The sequence below is a fragment of the Streptomyces sp. NPDC013187 genome, from assembly GCF_042899705.1.
Lineage (GTDB): Bacteria > Actinomycetota > Actinomycetes > Streptomycetales > Streptomycetaceae > Streptomyces > Streptomyces hawaiiensis_A.
In genome coordinates this window covers 1-17,270 of record NZ_JBIBAF010000011.1, presented here as the reverse complement: position 1 = coordinate 17,270, position 17,270 = coordinate 1, and the positions used below count along the sequence as shown (strand labels likewise).

Here is a 17,270-nt window from a genome sequence, read left to right as displayed (position 1 = left end):
GGCCACCTCGGATTCCACGGCGGGGGAGAAGGGAACACTCCCGCGGCGGGGAGGATGTGCAGCGAGCCTACGGCCGGTACGCCACCCACGGAACACCCCCACGGCGGCGGGGAGGACACGTCCGCGACGCGGAACGTCAGCCGGATCGCCGGAGCACCCCCACGTCGGCGGGGAGGACCGTACCGAGGTCTTCGCACACGAGGCGTTCGACGGGACACCCCCGCGTCGGCGGGGACGACGACCTCATCGTCTCCAACTGGTCCGGCACCGCCGGAACACCCCCGCGTCGGCGGGGAGGACTGAAGGTAGACGGCACCCTTCGTGACGCCGTACGGAGCACCCCCGCGTCGGCGAGGAGGACCCCGAACTCATACGGGGCGCTGTCCCCCGAATGGAACACCCCCGCGTCGGCGGGGAGGACCGGTTTGCGTTGCCGGAGTTGCCCTGTGGAGGTGGAGCACCCTCGCGTCGGCGAGGAGGACGAAGCGATCGGCAACTCGGGCATTCTGCGGAACGGAACACCCCCGCGTCGGCGGGAGGACGACCCCTGCGCCTCAGCCGCCAGCTGCGCCTCGAACGGAACACCCCCACGTTGGCGGGGAGAACGCCAGCCACACGGTCGGCTCCCTGCCGTAGACCGGAACACCCCTGCGTCGGCCGGGAGGACACCGGCGTGTACGTGGAGGGCTACTGCCACGACGGAACACCCCCGCATCGGCGGGGAAGACCAGTATCCGGCCACGGGGCCGGCGGGGTCGGGCGGAACACCCCCACGTCGGCGGGGAGGACCCGGCCCGCAACATCCTGGTCCAGGGCTGCTACGGATCACCCTCGCGTCGGCGGGGAGGACGACGGGGTCTACGTCCTTCACTGGCTGGATGACGGAACACCCCCGCGTCGGCAGGGAGGACCACTGAACCGGCCCGACCTGCGGAAACACCCCCGCGTCGGCGGAAGACGGCACGGCGGCGGGCATCGCGGCGCGCAAGGCATCGGAATCCCGCGTCGGCGGGGAGGACCGCCAGCAGGTCCATGTCGCGGTAGTCGGCAAGGGGACTCGTCCGCCACCCCGGTACGGACCCGAATGACGGAACACCCCCCCGTCGCCGGGGAGAACTGGAGCCACCCGCCGATCTCCGTCGTCCAGACCGGACCCCCGCGTAGGCGGGGAGGCCATCAGGATCGGCTTCGTCAGGTTGTTCCAGATCGGATCACCTCCGCGTCGGCGGGGAGGGCTCCAGGCACATGCGCACGTCGCGGTAGACGTACGGAACACCCCTGCGTCGGCGGGGAGGACCAGGTCGACGCGCACCGCTGGACGATCGCCAGCGAAACACCCCCGCACCGGCGGGGAAGACGCGCTGTGGAGCAGGTCGTAGTCCTCGGCGAACGGCACACCCCCGCGTCGGCGGGGAAGACGACGGGTCGCCGTTGCCGGCCCATTGGTAGGGAGGAACACCCCCGCGTCGCGGGGAGGGCAACCCGATCGTCAGACCGCCGAGGACGTCCGAAGGAACACCCCCGCTTCGGCGGGGAGGACGTCCTCATCGAGGACCCCAACCTCACCCTCCGCGGAACACCCCCGCGTCGGCTGGGAGGACGGGGCGTCCTGGGCGTGGGTGACGGCGTCGTGGGAACATCCCCGCGTCGGCGGGGAGGACTCGACACCTGGACCGGCCGGGCCGCATGTCTGCGGAACACCCCCGCGTCGGCGGGGAGGTCGAAGGCGCCGATCTGGCTCGGGGTGCCAGCTGCGGAACACCCCCGCTTCGGCCGGGGAGGACACAGGGCCCCGGGTTCTTCCCGCGGCTCGGGCGTCGGAACACCCCCCGCGTCGGCGGGGAGGACGTCGGCTCCGCCTCCTGGCCGGAGGCCCCCACCGGAACACCCCCGCGTCGGCAGGGAGGACCGTAGAAAGAGAGACACGCAAGCCTCGCCACCTCGGAGCACCCCCGCGTCTGCGGGGAGGGCTTGTCCGTGAGCTCGACGGCCTTACCAGCCTCCGGAACACCCCCGCGTCGGCGGGGAGGACGACCTGCTGCAGGACAACGAGGCGCGCTACTACGGAATACCCCCGCGTCGGCAAGGAGGACCTGCCCGGCAACGTGGTTGCCACAACGCAGTCCGGATCACCCCCGCGTCGGCAGGGAGGACCAGCACTCACTCCACAGGAAGCTGCTGACCGACGGAACACCTCCGCGTCGGCGGAGAGGACCACTGGATCGGGTCCGTTGGCGCGCCGACAGGTGGAACGCCCCCTGCGTCGGCGGGGAGGACCGCGGCGATCCCGGCCGGGACGAGGATGTACGCCTTCGGAACACCCCCACGTCGGCGGGGAAGGCTTGTCCACCCGGCGGTCCAGAGCAATCGCCAGCGGAACATCCCCACGTCGGCGGGGAGGACGCTGGCTGGGACCCGGCTCGTCCTGAGGAGTACGGAACACCCCCGCGTCGGCGGGGAGGACACGTTCAACCTCACGACCGAGGGCACCGACTACGGAACACCCCCGCGACTGCGGGGAGGACATTCCCGGAGGTGGCTGGCTTAGCCGCAGGCATCGGAACACCCCCACATCAGCGGGGAGGACCTCAACGTGCACCAGCTCGACCAGGTGATGCGCGGAACACCCCCGCATCGGCGGGGAGGACGACGGCGCGACCCTGCAGTGCACCTGCCGGGACGGATCACCCCCGCGTCGGCGGGGAGGACCTCTTGCACCACAACGACGGCGGATGCATCACCGGAACACCCCCGCGTCGGCGGGAAGGAGCGCCTGGCCCTCGACGTCCCGCGCCCCGAGAGCGGAACACCCCCGCTTCGGCATGGGGGTCGCCACGGTGACCGGTCACCCCCGCGTTGGCGGGAGGACGACGACCCGGCACGGTTCGGTATCGCCCCGGACGGGACACCCCCGCGTCAGCGGGGAGGACCAGTTCCTACTCACGTATGGACACCTCGACGGAGCACCCCCGCGTCGGCGAGGAGGACTCCTCGACCTCGATCGCCAGCCCGGACGGCACCGGAACACCCCCGCGTCGGCGGGGAGGACCGGGACCTGACGGGTTCTGGCAGGGCCACGATCGGAGCACCCCCGCGTCGGCGGGGAGGGCGTGCAGGCCGGCGCCCTGCGACATGGGGTCGGCGGGACACCCTCGCGTCGGCGGGGAGGACTTGCGTTCACGCTCGGCCTGCATCTCGGCGAACGGAGCACCCCCGCATCGGCGGGGAGGACGTGCTGCTGGACGCGTTCGGGGCGGCGATCACCGGAACACCCCCGCGTCGGGGAGGACTCGGCGAGCAGCAGGAGCCGCTCGTTCGCGGACGGAACACCCCCGCGTCGGCGGGGAGGACGCCCTCCACCTGCCCAAGGGCAGAGGCGTCGCCGGAACAACCCCGCGTTGGCGGGGGAGGACTGCGGCCACAGTTGCCCGAGCGGTGGCGGAAACGGACACCCCCGCGTCGGCGGGGAGGACGACGCCGACCCGGGCGGGGTGGGCATGGCCCGCGGAGCACCCCCGCGTCGGCGGGGAGCCGGTCAACGAGGAGCTGGGCCTGGACGGCGACTTCGGCGCACCCCCGCGTCGGTGGGGCGGGCGTCGCGGGCGTGAGCCGTATCAACCAGATCAACGGAACACCCCAGCGTCGGCGGGGAGGACATGTGCTCGGGCGGGACCTGCCACGGGTACGGCGGAACACCCCCGCGTCGGCGGGGAGGACGACGAGCGCGACGCGGTGCTCTTCGGTACCGACGGAACACCCCCGCCACGGCAGGGAGGACACGCTTGAGGGCGCCGAGCGTCTGGCCAGCCACGGAACACCCCCCGCGTCGGCGGGGAGGACACGAGGGCGCAGAATCCGCAGAGGTCGAGTTCCGGAACACCCCCGCGTCGGCGGGGAGGGCTCGATGGTGATGCCGGCCTTCACAGCCCACCGCGGAACACCCCCGCGTCGGCGGGGAGGACGGTGTGGCGAAGCCGTGCTTGTCGAGTGCGATCGGAACACCCCCGCATCGGCAGGGAGGCTACCGGTGGGACATCAATCAAACCGGCTGGGCTGGAACACCCTCGCGTCGGCGGGAAGGACGACCAGGCTGGCGACTGGTGGCGTGGGCAGAGCGGAACACCCCTGCGTTGGCAGGGAGAACGACGAGAAGAACCTGGGCCGTCGCCCGGACCGCGGATCACCTCCGCGTCGGCGGGAAGGACGCCTTCCATCCGGTGTCCGCGTTCTGCATGCCACACGGAACACCCCTGCGTCGGCGGGGAGGACAAGTCTCGGAGGGGCGGGCCACCTGGCCAGCTTGTTGAAGTAGGACACGAGCGTGCTGTTGGGGCCCTGCTGCACGCCCAGGTACGTCGACTCGACACGCTCGAGGCGACGCGTGCCGTCCAGCGCAGCAGCGAGGGCGGGATCACCTCCGCTCGTGTGGAGTCGGCATCGTCTGCTTGTAGCCGGACGTCTCGTCTTGCGGGGTAACCCGGCTGCGCACAATGTGTTCGGCAAGCGGGAGCGTTTGCACATAAGACACATAAGGGGTGACGGACCCCTGGGGTCCGTCACCGTTGGCTCAGAAGAGCCAGCTGACGAGTTCGTTGATCAGAGCACGGATCACCGCGCTGACCACTACGCGTGAGGTACCGAGAAGTGCCTCACGGCGCAGGACGAACCTGTGCAGGAACCGGGACACTGCATCTCCAGAGCGCAAACTGGGCCGAGGTTGCGCCACATCCCTCGGGAGGGTCGTGCGTTCGTCTCGGCGTTGTCGTCGCCTGGAGAGTCAATCAGGCTCCGCGCACCTCCCAGGGAGGCGTGCAGCGGTATGTACTCTACGGCGGAAACACATTGGTGTGGCAGTGCTTGAGGGAATTTCCCCCCTCCGGTCTTCAACGAGGTGCAGCAGGATGAAGGGGGAGTTGTGGTCAAGTCCTTTTGCCGCGACCTTTTGAGGCACGCCTGCACTGCATCCGCGACAAGGAGTACCCCATGTCCCTGGACTCCCGCCTGTGGGGCAAGGCTGCCGGGCTGGGCAAGAACGCCCGCGGGGCTCACCGCACGCACCCTTTGATCTGTCATCTGCTGGATACGGCAGCCGTTGCGGAGGTCGTCTGGGATGAACTGCTGACCTCGCACCAGCGGAGCGTGGTGGTCGGGGCACTGCAGGTTCCGGACCAGGAGGTGCGGGCGCTCGCGGCGTTCTGGGCGGGACTGCACGACATCGGGAAGATCAGCGTGCCGTTCCAGCTCCACCGGAGCGGCCCGAAGAAGGCGGATGGAGAGCTGCTGGCGCAGGAGTTGGGCGGTGAGCAGGGGTACCGATTCGCGGCTGACGCCGCGCAGGACAGGCAGTCGCACGAGGCGGCAGCGCACTGGTGGCTGGCGGGGATCTTCGAGGAGATCGGCTATCCGTCGTCGAAGCGGCGTCCGCAGTCCCAGCTCAGTCACGCGGTGGCCCAAATGCTCGGGGGGCACGGCGGTCGCTACCACCCGACCGTCTACAGCAAGGATTACAGGTGCCCGGTCGCCCGTCACCCCGGTCTGGGCACGAGTAGTTGGGAGGAGCAGCGGCGGGCCCACTTTGATGAGGTGCGCAGAGTGACAGGGGCGACCTCGGTTCCGCAAGGGCGGATGACGCCCGGAGCGGCTGTCGTTCTGACGGGGTTGGTGACCCTGTCGGACTGGCTGGCCAGCATCGAAGTAGAGATCCGGGCCAGGCTCAGGGAGGAGGGATGGGCTGGGGCTCCTGAAGACCTGGACGCTTACTGGAAGATCGCCCGCGAGGCGGCTCTCCGTCTGGTGCAGAAGACCGACCTGCTCGGGACGGGTTTCGCCCGGCCAGACCCGGTTCAGTGTGCGGATGAGACCAGCCTTTTGGCCAGCATGGAGGGCCAGTTGCCTGATTTGGTGACTGGACACGGTCCGGGCTTGGTGGTGGTGACGTCTTCGCCGTCGGAGGAGCGTACGGAAGCGGCTCTTCGCGCAGCGGCGGTCCTCGGGCATGCAGCGGGCGCGCGCGGTCTTTTCTATGCGCTGCCGACCGGTTCATCGGCCGACAGCCACATGGCGCAGGTGCATGCTTTCGCTGAGCAGGCCCTGACGGGCCCCTGGCGGTCGCTCCTGCTTCACAGCTCTTCGCGGTTGAAGCCGGCGGAAGCCGCGAAGCAGTGGGCGCAGGCCCATGCGACCGGTGATGTCAGCGCGGAGCCTGGTGAGGAGTGGGCCCCGGCAGCGAACAGCTGGCTCAACTCCCATCACCGCGCACTGCTTGCCCCGCTGGGCACGGGGACGGTGGACGAACTTCTCCAGGCGGTCATGCCGGTGAAGTTCAACGTGATGCGACTCTTTGCCTTCTCCGGCAAGGTCGTCGTGGTGGACGAGGCCCATGCCCGCGGTGCCTGGGGGCAGAAGCTGATGCTCCGGTTTCTGGAGTGGGCCGCTGCGCTGCGGATTCCAGTTGTCCTGGCCGCGATGTCTGCGGACAAATCGGTTGATGCGATGCTGGCGGCCTATCGCCGTGGCGCTGGAGGGGGTAGGCAGCCGATGGTGCAGCCTCGCCGGCTGCCGGCGTGGTCGTTCGTGGATGCTCATTCCGGAGGCGGGCACCTGCCTTGGCAGCCTGCGGGAGCCGTTCGTGCTAGCACGCTCAGCATCAAGGTCCTTGATGGTGCACCGTACGACGAGATCCAGGCGGCTCTTGTGCCCCTGGTCGAGGCCGGCAACGGCAGGGCCGTCGTCTACCGGTCGACGCCTGCGGAAGCCATCCGTACGTTCCGTCAGCTCTCGCAGAACCTGCCCGGACTCGATGTGACCCTGGTTCATGAACAGATGCGCAACAAGGACCGATGGCGGCGTCTCGCCGCCTGCCGAAAAACCTTCTCTCCCCACGGCGGCATCAGCGGCCCTTCCGCGCTGGTGACGACGCCGATGCTGGAACACGTCAGAGGTCTGCGATTCGACCTCGTCGTATCGGGGCCGGCGCCGCTCGCGGACCTGCTGGCCCGTGCGGCACAGGGCGCGGGTGACCAGCCGCGGCTCGTGGTGCTCCGAGCGGACAACAAGTCTGAACTGGACGACGCCGCCCTGGTGCGGCGTACTGACTTAGTCCTGGGGGCAGGCAGGACGATTTCCATGCCGGAGGAAGTGCCCCTGCTGTTGGATGAGGTGTACGCCGACGAACTCGTCGACAGGCTGGGGGAGGCTGCGGCGCGTGAGCTTCAGCAGCTGGACAATCGGCGGACGGTCCGAGAACGAAGAGCCACCGGTAGTGCAGGTTGGCTGCAGGTGCCGGGGCCGCGGGAGCTGGATGGCGACCTCGGCCTGCTGAGCCGCGACCACCCCGGTATGGAGCCCGAACTGCTCTCCTCCGTGCTCGGCGAGGAGATGGTGCATGTGGTGTGCCTGTACCCGGGGTCTCTCCTTGAGGACGGGGTCCTCAAGGAGAAGCTTGCACACGATTCCAAGCGCAGACCGAAGCCGGGCCAGCTTGTCCCCTACCTGATCCCAGTACCGCAGCGACTCGTCGACGGCGTGGCGGGCGATGCAAACAGCGTCTGGCGCGACATGGCCGCCCTCAAGACTGTCCTCCGGCTGAACATGACCTGGGAAGACGGTACGTGGGTGCGAACCGGCGAGAGGCACCGGTTCCACGTAAGCGAACTGGGCCTGACTGTCGACCGGTTGCCCTAACGGCCCACATCCTCCCCGCTTGTCCTTCTAGGATCTGGTGACGCGCAATGATGGGGGAGGGGCGTGAACACGTCTGCGTCGAATCTGATCGGCCAGCCATGGATTCCGGTCGCATGGGTGAACGGGCAGTCGGGCCCACCTGAAGTGGGGCTCAGGGATCTGTTTGTGCACGCTCGAGAGATCCGTACTCTGCTGATCCCGGAGGCTCCGGCTCACTCGGCGCTGCTGCGCTTGCTGTACGCGCTGACCGCCCGGATCACCGCTCTGGACGAGGCAGGGCCCGGAAGCTGGGGCGACCGGCGGGAACAGGTCCTCGAACAAGGGTTTCCTGAGCAGAGCATCGACCTGTTTGACGGCCGCCAAGCCGGCATCGAAGGTTACTTCGGTCAGTGGAGTCACCGCTTCAATCTGTTCGACGGCGATCGTCCGTGGCTCCAGGACCCCCGCCTCCCTGACCAGTGCGATAGGAACAACACTGCCGGCGTCCACAAGCTGGTCATGAGCCGGGCAGCGGGCAACAACCACTCCTGGTTCGAGCACTGGAGCCACGACACTCCCGTACCTCTCGATCTTTCGCAGACGGCATTATCGCTGCTGACCTGGCATTACTGGGGAGACCCCGGCGCCCTTTCGAGACGTGCGGTCGGGCAAGTGAGGAGCCACTATGCGAAAGCTTCACCACTGCGAGCCGCGCTGTCGTACCACCCGCAGTGCGACAACCTGCTCCTGACGCTGCTGGCCGGTCTCACACCGCCGGACGGCGACGTCAGCCGGCACACGGACCTGTGCCCATGGGAGCGCGAAGACCTCCCAGACCCGCTCAAGCCGATGCCCGAGCCGCAGGGCCCGTGCTCACGGCTCACCGCCTGTTCACAGCACGCACTCTGTCTCATCCCCGCCCCGGACGGCGAGCATACGGCCGACGCGTACATCACCTGGGCTTATGACGCCGAGCGGATCCGGCCGGAAGACGACTACCTGATCTGGGACATCGCCAAGGACGGGAAGACATCCCCCCGGCTCGCATGCTCCTCCCGTTCTCTGTGGCGTGACATCGACGCCCTCCTGCTCAAGCAACTGGACGACGCAAACCCCATCCAGCCGAAGGTCATGGACCATGCCTTCGACGTCAGCGAGTACTTACGGGTACGCGCCCTCGGCTTCGAACAGGACGCCAGCCAGGCAGCCAACCACCAGTACTTCGACTCTGTGACCCCGGTGCTCCTATCCCGAGTGGAAGAGGATGCGGCGAGCACCGAGCGGCCCGTACGCCAGCTCCGCGAACTCGGCGAGCTCTTCGGGCACCGGCTGGAGCAGGCCACCAAGGAAGCCTGGCTGAAGTACACGGACGACAAGAGGAACGATCCGGGGGCCTGGCTGGATGCGGTCGCGGCACGGTACTGGCCGTCGGCGGAGGACGAGTTCTGGTCGCGGTTCCGGCAGTTGACACGCTCTGGCGGACCCATGGACACCGGATTCGACTTCGAGGCCGCGTGCCGAGCCTTCGGACGGCACGCGCTCGACGCCTACGAGGCAGTGACCGGCTCCGTGACGCGCACACCACGAGGCGCCAAGGCCGTCACCAGGGCGAAGGCCATCATTCTCGCCGCCCTGAAAGACCCGCACAAAGCGATGGAGCAACTGGCGACGAAAAGTGCGGCCAAGAAGTCGTGACCGTCGCCCGCCGACCCGAGGACAAGCTGTGACCTTCCAAGCTTCTGAAGCGAGCAAGCGGCAGAGGAATCGCGCCACGTACGCCGCATTCACCGCACACATTGAACATCTGTGCCGCACAGACCCCGGTGCCCGTGCGGCGCTGCGCGCGGGCCTGCGCCGCGACCTGGACCACCCGCGCACACGCCCCATGCACCGGCTGCTGACGCCGCGACTGCCGGAAGGGTGCGACGACAAGACAGCGCAGGCTCACTACACAGTAGCTTCGCTGATCGCGGCTCAGCCCCGACACGCCTTCTCACCCGACCAGGGAGACGACGAAGACACCGCAGATGAGCACGGGGCGGCAAAGAAGCAGGCTCCTCGGGAGGGGGGAGAACCGGACGAGAGGGGGACTCCGCCCGGGCCGACCCCGTATGGCTCTTCGTTCGGTGCCACCCTGGGCCAAGCCGTCACCGCAAAGGGCGCCTCAATGCGGATGAGCGCCGCAGAAAGCCGTATCAACCTCCTGACGCGGCAGAGCCTCCGCGGTATCCACCTGCACCTCCCTGCTGCGGTGAATCAGGTACGCACCACCGACGCCTCAATCGACTGGGAACAGTTGCTGGCAGACCTCGTCGACTGGCCGTACCAGTCGGGGCGTATCAGCCGCCGCTGGCTGCAGGACTTCTACCGGATCACGGCCGGCGCCGACCAGGACTGACCCTCACCCACAGGAGATCCCCGATGAACCTCAAGCCACGCTTCATCGACATCCACGTCGTCCAACCAGTCCCCTACGCGAACCTGAATCGGGACGACACCAATTCGGTGAAAAGCATGCTCTACGGCGACGCCCTGCGTACCCGCATCTCCAGCCAGTCCTGGAAGCGGGCTACCCGCAAGCACTTCCAGGACACGCTCAGCGAGAACGCGCTGCGCACACGCCGTATCGGCGAGCGGGTCGCCGAGGTGCTTCGCGAGCGTGGGTGGGACAAGGCGCTTGCCGAACGCGCGGGCGCGCATGTTGCGGCGGGGAGCAGCATCAAGTGGGAGGTGGCCAAGGGGAAGGACAGGCAACCGATCACGAACAAGGTCCTGACCAACGCGCTCGTCTATCTTCCCGAAGACGCTGTCAAGGACTTGGCCGACATCGCCGAAGCCAACAAGGACGCGCTCACGACCGACTTCACCGGCAAAGGAAAGAACAAGCCCGAAAGCGCCCTGAAAGGGAAGATCGACAAGATCCTTGTCAAAAGGAACGGGGTCATCAACCTCTTCGGCCGCATGCTCACCGAGGTCGACCAGGCCAATGTGGACGGTGCCGTCCAAGTCGCGCACGCCTTCACCACGCACACCACTGAGGTCGAACTCGACTACTTCGCAGCTGTCGACGATGTCACCGAAGCGAAGGATGATGAAACGGGCAGTGGCCACATGGGCACTGCCGAGTTCAGCACCGGCACCTTCTACCGGTTCGCCACCGTCGATCTCAAGGAACTCATCAAGAATCTGAGCGATGACAGCGAGATCGCACTCGATGCCGCCCGCGAGCTCGTCGGCCAGTTCCTGCTCTCCTTCATCGAGTCCCTGCCGCAGGCGAAAAAGAACTCCACCGCCCCGCACACCATCCCGCATCTGGTCCACGTGGCGGTCCGCTCCGACCGGCCGCTGTCGTTCGCCGCAGCCTTCGAGGAACCCGTACGATCAGCCGGACACGGCGGCTTCGTCGGGCGCTCCGTGGAAGGCATCGATGCGTACGCCAAGGCCGCGAACACTCTCCTCGGCCCCGACCGAGTTCTGCACGCGGCACATGCTTCCCTCCAGTTCGACAAGCTCGAGCACCTCGGCGAGCGTCACTCGTCCTTCGACGCTCTCGTCACCGCTACCGTCGACTTCGCTCTCGCCGAGGCCCCGCAGTGACCGACCGCCCCTCCCGAGGGCTGCTGTTGCGTCTGGCAGGCCCACTCCAGTCCTGGGGCACGCACAGCAAGTACGCGCGACGTGACACAGCCCGATTCCCCACCCGGTCGGGCATCGTGGGCATGCTAGCCGCAGGTCTTGGGCGAGTGCGCCAGGCGTCCTTGGGCGACCTCACGGAGCTGTCGATGACCGTACGTGTCGACCGACCCGGTGTCGTGCTGTCCGACTTCCACACCGTCGGCGGTGGACTGCCTGCCGATGAGACAGTGATCACTGTCGACGGAAAACACCGCCCCGAGGGTAAGGGCACTCTGGTATCCAGGCGCCAGTACCTAGCCGACGCTGCTTTCACGCTCGCGCTGACGTCCGATGATGAAGCGCTGCTGCACGCGTGCGCCGCTGCCCTGCGTGACCCGTACTGGCCGCTCTTTCTCGGCCGCCGGTCATGCCCGCCGGAAGGCCCGATCCTGCTGGGCTGCGGGGAAGATCCGCTGCGCCACCTGGTACAGCTGCCCTTGGCTGCCAAGAGGCCGCGCAGCGGCCGGCAGCCGGTTGAGTTCTACGGCGACAGACCGCTCGGTGCGCTCCCCGTGAACTCCGACGCCCCGGACAAGGGCGACGGGGATCACCACAGCAGCGAGGTCACCGACGAGCCTATGTCTTACGCACCACTGGCACGCCGGTACCGGCCTCGGCCGCTGTACCGGCGTGCCGTGCACCTACCGGACGCCGCCTACAAAGGCTTCGGCACCGGTTACCTGGAGACGCTCCAGAACTACATCGACACCCACTTCGCGACGGCGGAAAGGAGCACCGGGTGACTGCATGGCTAGCCCCCATCGTGCCCTGCTCTCGCGAGGCTCGCCGAACTGAGCGGCAATGTGCAGGGCATTCGACCGTGCCAGAGCATGGTGCAGATGTTCCCCGACGCGCTCGAAGCGGCGTACGACTCCTGCTACACCCTCATCGACGCTGCCTGCTCCGCCAGAGCGCGGGCGCGAACGGGCTCGTACTCCGGCTGGCCGGCCTGATGCAGTCCGGGGGGGCGAACGCTCGGCGTTCACCCCCGACGGGGACACCGCCCCGTCCCCCAGGCGCTCCGCGCTGCTCGGCGCGCTTGCCGCGGCGCAGGGCATCACCTACCAGGACACAGGCGCACTCGACCGGTACGCGGCTCTGGAGTTCACCGTCCGGGTGGACCGGCCCGGCGGTCGGCGAAGCAGACGTGCACACCGTGTACGACATGCCCCTCTGCTTCGCCCTGCACGGCCGCAATTACGCACGATGCCAGCTCCACCGCACCGGGGAACGCTACTCCCTGCACCTGGTTACCGGCCCCACACCTTGCCCACAAAGCTGGTCCACTACGCCATGAAGGAGGGCGCCGCATGAGCCCCAGCGCGGCCCTTGCCCGCATCCGCCTCAATCCCCACAGCCGCGCCGTCCAGCGCGACCTGCGCAACGCTACCGACATGCACCGCACCCTTATGCGTCTGGTACCCGACGGCTTGGGCGGCAGTCCCCGACAGGCGGCCGGGCTCCTGTACCGCCTCGACGTAACCGACACCTTCAGCACGCTCCTGGTCCAGGCCGCCACCCTCGACCCGACACGCCTGCCCGACGACTACGGCCACACCGACGTCAAAGACCTCACCCCGGTGTTCAACGCCCTTCAGAAGGGCCTCGCCGTCCGCTACCGCATCGTCGTCAACCCGGTCAAAACCGAACGCCTGCCACTGGAGAACAAGGGCCGACGTGGCAAACGTATCGCGCTCACCGGACCGGACGCCGACCAGTGGTGGGCACGCCGCGCCCACGAGGCCGGACTGCACCTGACCACAGCGCTGCCCACCCTGGTCGCTGCCGTGCACGGCAGCGGTGACAGCGCCGCCGCCGTGCGGCATCACCTGGTGCGCTACGACGGCACCGCCACTGTCACCGACCCTGACGCCCTGGCCGAGGCCGTACTGGTCGGCATCGGACGGGCCAAGTCTTACGGCGCTGGGCTGCTCAGCCTTGCCCGCGCGGCCGCATGAGCCCACGTTCGACGGCGGTCAGGCCCATAAGCGCCTGGCCGCGACCGCCCTGGCCCTGCTATCCCCGGCGTCGCCGACTTCCTGTGCTTCTTGTACCTCGACGTCCTTTTCGCCGGAGGGAGGATGTCCGGACCCCGCGTGTGGATCGCTCAGCCCCCCGCCGATGCCGGGGGCGACCCGTGGGAAAGAGGCACCCCCCACGTCGGTGAGGAGGACCCCACGGCGCGAACGCGTACGAGTGGGACGCCGGAACACCCCGCGCCGGCGGGGAGGACCGCAGTGCCGAGGGGACGGTGTCGCTGGTCGGCAGAGCACCCCAGTGGTGGGGGAGGACTCGGCCCTCCAGCTCACGGACGAGCAGAATGACGGCACACCCTCACGTCGGCGGAGAGGACGCTCAGTACCCGCACGCCACCCAGGTTGGGCGGGGAGACCCGGCGCGGCGATGGCGTCGTGCAGCGATCCGGGCGGAGCACCCCCGCGTCGGCGGGGAAGGCAAGGTCTGTCCGTACACCATGAGCTGGTTGGGCGGAACACCCCCGCGTCGGCGGTGAGGACACACCGTCACGATGCGGCGTGTCGATCCGGTACGGAACACCCCCGCGTCGGCGGGGAGCACAGCTTGGTCCGCTTGGCCTTCAGCTCGCGGATCGGAACACTCGCGCATCGGCGGGGAGGACTCTGACTCCCTGTCCTTCCTCCACTTGGACATGGTCCGAGTGGTACAGGACGACACCGGAGTGTGCGCGCAGATCCAGATTGACGAACACCACACCGACCTCGTCTACATCCCCACCGCAGCTCTGTCCTGCCTGCTCCTGGGCCCGGGCGTCTCCATCACCACCCCGGCCCTGACCACCCTCGCACGCCACGGCACCAGCGTCGTCTGCGTCGGAGCGGGCGGCGTCCGCGCCTACGCCGGCATTCTCCCGGACTCCCTCACGACCCACTGGCTGCACCAGCAGGTCACCACATGGTCCAACCCGATGCAGCGCCTCGAAATCGCCGTCCAGATGTACCGGAAGCGCTTCAAGGACGCCGACGTACCCGCATCCGTCACCCTGGAACAGCTCCGCGGGATGGAAGGCGAGCGCATGAAGACCTTCTACAGGATCCTCGCGCAGCAGCACGGCATCGGCCGCTTCCGCCGCAACTACCGGCCCGACCAATGGGACACTCAAGACCCCGTCAACCTCGCCCTGTCCGCCGCCAACGCCTGCCTGTACGGCGTCGTCCACGCCGCCCTGCTCGCCCTCGGACTCTCTCCCGCCCTCGGCTACGTCCACACGGGCACCCAGCACGCCTTCGTCTACGACATCGCCGACCTCTACAAAGCCGAGATCACGCTCCCTCTCGCCTTCGCCCTTCACAACTCCGACAACCCCGAACAAGAAGTACGCCGCCGCTTCCGTGACAACCTCCGGCTCCTACGCCTCCTGCCCCGAATCGTCCAAGACGTCCAGTCCCTGCTGACCCCGCCACACACTCACACGATCACAGCCGACGACGACACCGACGAGAAACCCTCCGAACGGCGCGACGTGCAGATGGTCCACCTCTTGTTGCGGCCCTGCTCGAAGTGAGCAGTCCTTCGAGGCTGACCGGGTCATTGCTCGGTTCGGTGAGCGGGACGTGCCGAGATCTACTGGTGGGTAATGTTTGGGGTTGCATTGGCTTAGGTCCCTTGACCTGCAGTTTTCTTAGATCTGCGCAATGCGGGCGTTGGTTGCTCAGCGTTGCGGAGCCGCCGGTAGTGGTGGTCGATGGAACGCTGCGGTTGCCCTCTTCCACGTTGCCTGTCCGACGGCTTGGTGAGGTGGCGTAGGTGCGGACTGCCGGGACGCGAAGACGCTGGGCGAGTCGAAGCGTGGGCGTCGCCCCTCAGGCGGCGACTCTCTCGGAGATCACCAGCGCGGCGGTCTGGAGGTCCCGATCGGCCCGTGGTCGGCGACGGGCGGATAGCGCTCCACGACGCGCGCGTCTCCGCTGGTGCCGTTTCGTCGCCTGGGTCAGCTGCCGTGCGGAGTTGACGATCCGTACGGCAGTCGAATGGACGAGCTGGCACATCCGGCGTCAAGTGACGCCCTCGGTCAAGAAGCCGGGCCAAGGCGCTCAGCCCAAACGGGACCAGCCCAGGTCCGCAGTCTTGTTCATGCCGTTTCCCGGTGGGATGTCAGTGCCTGATCCTAGTCTCTCTGGCATGACATCAGGGATGCCTAAACGGCCGGTGAGTGAACTCCCGGGAGATCCCGCCCGTCTTCACCTCCATTACGGCCATGGACATCCCGCGGTGCCGTACGACTACGAGGACACGCTGGAACCCTGGCACGTCACGGTCACGTATGGGGCGGTGGGTGACGAGGAGTGGGAAGACGAAGAGGAGGACGGGGGCGGCCAGGCCCCAGCCGCGGGCTCCAAGATCGGGCATCTGATCCTGTGGAGGCTGCGTGACTGCACCGGCGACAATCGGTGGGAGGCGGCGGACGCCGAATCCGGCGATCTTGAGGTCATTGTCTCCGTGGTCCTTGGCCGTTCCGGACGCACGGGCTACAGCGCCGCGTTCGAGAAAGCGGTCACACATCCCGTTGGTGATCTGCTGATCCTCGACCGCGTCAGTCTCGACAAGGCGTGGAGGGGTTTCGGGCTGGGCCCGGCTCTGGCCAGCGAGGCGATCCGCCGCCTGTCCGGGGGCTGTTGCGCGGTAGCGGTGTTTCCCGGCATGGGCGAGTACCCGGAGGACCGCGAGCAGGTCTCCGAGACCTATCGGCTCCAGGCGAAGAAGAAGATCGCTGCACTGTGGGAGAGCATCGGCTTCCAGCCGTTCCGCCGCGGGGTGTGGCTCCTGGACACCGCCCTGCGCCAGCCGGAAGAACTCATGCAGGCCCGCCGCGCTGAACTGCGCGGGCTCGGCACGGCCGCCCAACGGCCCCCATCCGCCTGAGAGCAGGGTGCCGGGCGCCACGGCTGTCCCAGAAGAGGCACAGGGGTGTGTCGGCGAGGCTCGCGTACGAGCCGGCCCTTCCTGCGGGCGCGGCATCGCTGATGACACGAACACCCAAAAAGAGCGGGGAGCGGGGAGTCATGGGGGAGAGCGAGCCGGTGAGCGATGACATTCAGGATGCGCTGGGCTGGGCACGGCAGCGCCTTGAGGAGTTGGGTGTCTTCACGACGCAGGACGGACTGCGGTGGGCGGCGGCTCACGGGCTCGTCCTGTCCGTGTGGCGCAACGGTCCGATCGAGGACGCGCACCCCTCCCGGCCGACCAGCCGACGTAGGGCCTTGCACGACGGGACGATGTTCGCCCGCAACACCTGGCTCACCCGGCAGGCCTTCGACGTCCTGGGCTCCGACGATCAGTTCCGTCTCTATGAGCTGGAGGACCTGCTTCTGGACCGGGACACGGTCTGGCCGGGATGCGAGGGGACCCTGACAGACTTCGGCTGGGGATTCCTCGGGGAGATCAAGAAGCAGGTGAAACAGCGCATTGACATGTTCTGGCACTTCGAGAAGGTTTTGCCGCCGGACGACTTCCTCGTCTTTGCCGGCGCTCCCCGGATCGGGACCCACCACGACCACTACGGCATGCCGAAATGGCCAGCCTGCGTGGACGCGGCAATACGCAGGCTGCGCGGCGAGGACGAGGAGTTCTGGCACGCACGGGGCAACTTGATGACCCGCATCGGTCCCGTTCCTGCTTCGGTCACCGCGGACCTTGAGGCAACCCGGAAACTGCTGCTGGAGTCCCCGTGGGAACTGGGCGCAGGAAACCTGGGCTGGTTCGCCTGGAACCCGATCCTGCGATCACCGGACACAACGCCATAGGCCTAGAGCGTGTCTCTTTGATGGATTGGTCAGTTGATCGGATATGTCCGTCCGATTGGTGATCACCGATGCGATGTGGGACCGGATCGAGCCGCTGATGCCGGCCGATCCGGTCCGCGGGCGGCGATGGGCCGACCACCGCCGCACGCTCGA

General features: G+C 68.0%; 11 protein-coding genes and 1 pseudogene. All 12 read left to right on the top strand.

Going from position 1 to position 17,270, the window contains the following annotated elements:
• Positions 1-4,983: 4,983 nt before the first annotated feature.
• Positions 4,984-7,683, top strand: coding sequence for a CRISPR-associated endonuclease Cas3'' (locus tag ACFY5B_RS23620; RefSeq protein ID WP_389972236.1), 2,700 nt, complete (start codon positions 4,984-4,986; stop codon positions 7,681-7,683).
• A gap of 63 nt (positions 7,684-7,746) precedes the next feature.
• Positions 7,747-9,357, top strand: a complete 1,611-nt coding sequence (gene casA / locus ACFY5B_RS23615; protein WP_389972234.1) for a type I-E CRISPR-associated protein Cse1/CasA — start codon at positions 7,747-7,749, stop codon at positions 9,355-9,357.
• A 28-nt stretch (positions 9,358-9,385) separates the two neighbouring features.
• On the top strand, positions 9,386-10,060 hold the full coding sequence (casB, locus tag ACFY5B_RS23610) for a type I-E CRISPR-associated protein Cse2/CasB (RefSeq protein ID WP_389972232.1): 675 nt from the start codon (positions 9,386-9,388) through the stop codon (positions 10,058-10,060).
• A gap of 23 nt (positions 10,061-10,083) precedes the next feature.
• Complete coding sequence (gene cas7e / locus ACFY5B_RS23605; protein ID WP_389972230.1) at positions 10,084-11,259, top strand: type I-E CRISPR-associated protein Cas7/Cse4/CasC; 1,176 nt, start codon at positions 10,084-10,086, stop codon at positions 11,257-11,259.
• On the top strand, positions 11,256-12,080 hold the full coding sequence (gene cas5e, locus ACFY5B_RS23600) for a type I-E CRISPR-associated protein Cas5/CasD (protein WP_389972228.1): 825 nt from the start codon (positions 11,256-11,258) through the stop codon (positions 12,078-12,080). Before cas7e ends, cas5e begins: the two co-directional genes overlap by 4 nt.
• An 87-nt stretch (positions 12,081-12,167) precedes the next feature.
• Entirely contained in the window at positions 12,168-12,290 is a 123-nt protein-coding gene (locus ACFY5B_RS23595) for a hypothetical protein (RefSeq protein ID WP_358448458.1), read from the top strand.
• The gene (locus tag ACFY5B_RS23590; RefSeq protein ID WP_389972745.1) at positions 12,232-12,651 is read left to right on the top strand and encodes a type I-E CRISPR-associated protein Cas5/CasD; all 420 of its coding nucleotides are present in this window, start codon (positions 12,232-12,234) and stop codon (positions 12,649-12,651) included. The genes ACFY5B_RS23595 and ACFY5B_RS23590 overlap by 59 nt, the downstream gene beginning before the upstream one ends.
• Positions 12,648-13,295 carry a type I-E CRISPR-associated protein Cas6/Cse3/CasE gene (cas6e, locus tag ACFY5B_RS23585; protein ID WP_389972226.1) on the top strand — a complete coding sequence of 216 codons (648 nt, stop codon included), beginning with the start codon at positions 12,648-12,650 and terminating at the stop codon, positions 13,293-13,295. The genes ACFY5B_RS23590 and cas6e overlap by 4 nt, the downstream gene beginning before the upstream one ends.
• A 665-nt stretch (positions 13,296-13,960) precedes the next feature.
• Positions 13,961-14,878 (top strand): type I-E CRISPR-associated endonuclease Cas1e, encoded by a 918-nt coding sequence (cas1e, locus tag ACFY5B_RS23580; RefSeq protein ID WP_389972743.1) that lies wholly within the window; start codon positions 13,961-13,963, stop codon positions 14,876-14,878.
• Between the two features lie 707 nt (positions 14,879-15,585).
• On the top strand, positions 15,586-16,236 hold the full coding sequence (locus ACFY5B_RS23575) for a hypothetical protein (RefSeq protein WP_389972224.1): 651 nt from the start codon (positions 15,586-15,588) through the stop codon (positions 16,234-16,236).
• 140 nt (positions 16,237-16,376) lie between these two features.
• The gene (locus ACFY5B_RS23570) at positions 16,377-17,117 is read left to right on the top strand and encodes a hypothetical protein (protein ID WP_389972222.1); all 741 of its coding nucleotides are present in this window, start codon (positions 16,377-16,379) and stop codon (positions 17,115-17,117) included.
• Positions 17,118-17,160: 43 nt separating this feature from the next.
• Positions 17,161-17,270, top strand: a pseudogene (locus tag ACFY5B_RS23565) (IS5/IS1182 family transposase); the annotation flags it as partial.

Coding starts and splice junctions, on each gene's coding strand:
- ACFY5B_RS23620 (WP_389972236.1), top strand. CDS start 4,984: ATGTCCCTGGACTCCCGCCTGTGGGGCAAGGCTGCCGGGCTGGGCAAG.
- cas7e (WP_389972230.1), top strand. CDS start 10,084: ATGAACCTCAAGCCACGCTTCATCGACATCCACGTCGTCCAACCAGTC.
- ACFY5B_RS23595 (WP_358448458.1), top strand. CDS start 12,168: ATGGTGCAGATGTTCCCCGACGCGCTCGAAGCGGCGTACGACTCCTGC.
- cas6e (WP_389972226.1), top strand. CDS start 12,648: ATGAGCCCCAGCGCGGCCCTTGCCCGCATCCGCCTCAATCCCCACAGC.
- ACFY5B_RS23570 (WP_389972222.1), top strand. CDS start 16,377: ATGGGGGAGAGCGAGCCGGTGAGCGATGACATTCAGGATGCGCTGGGC.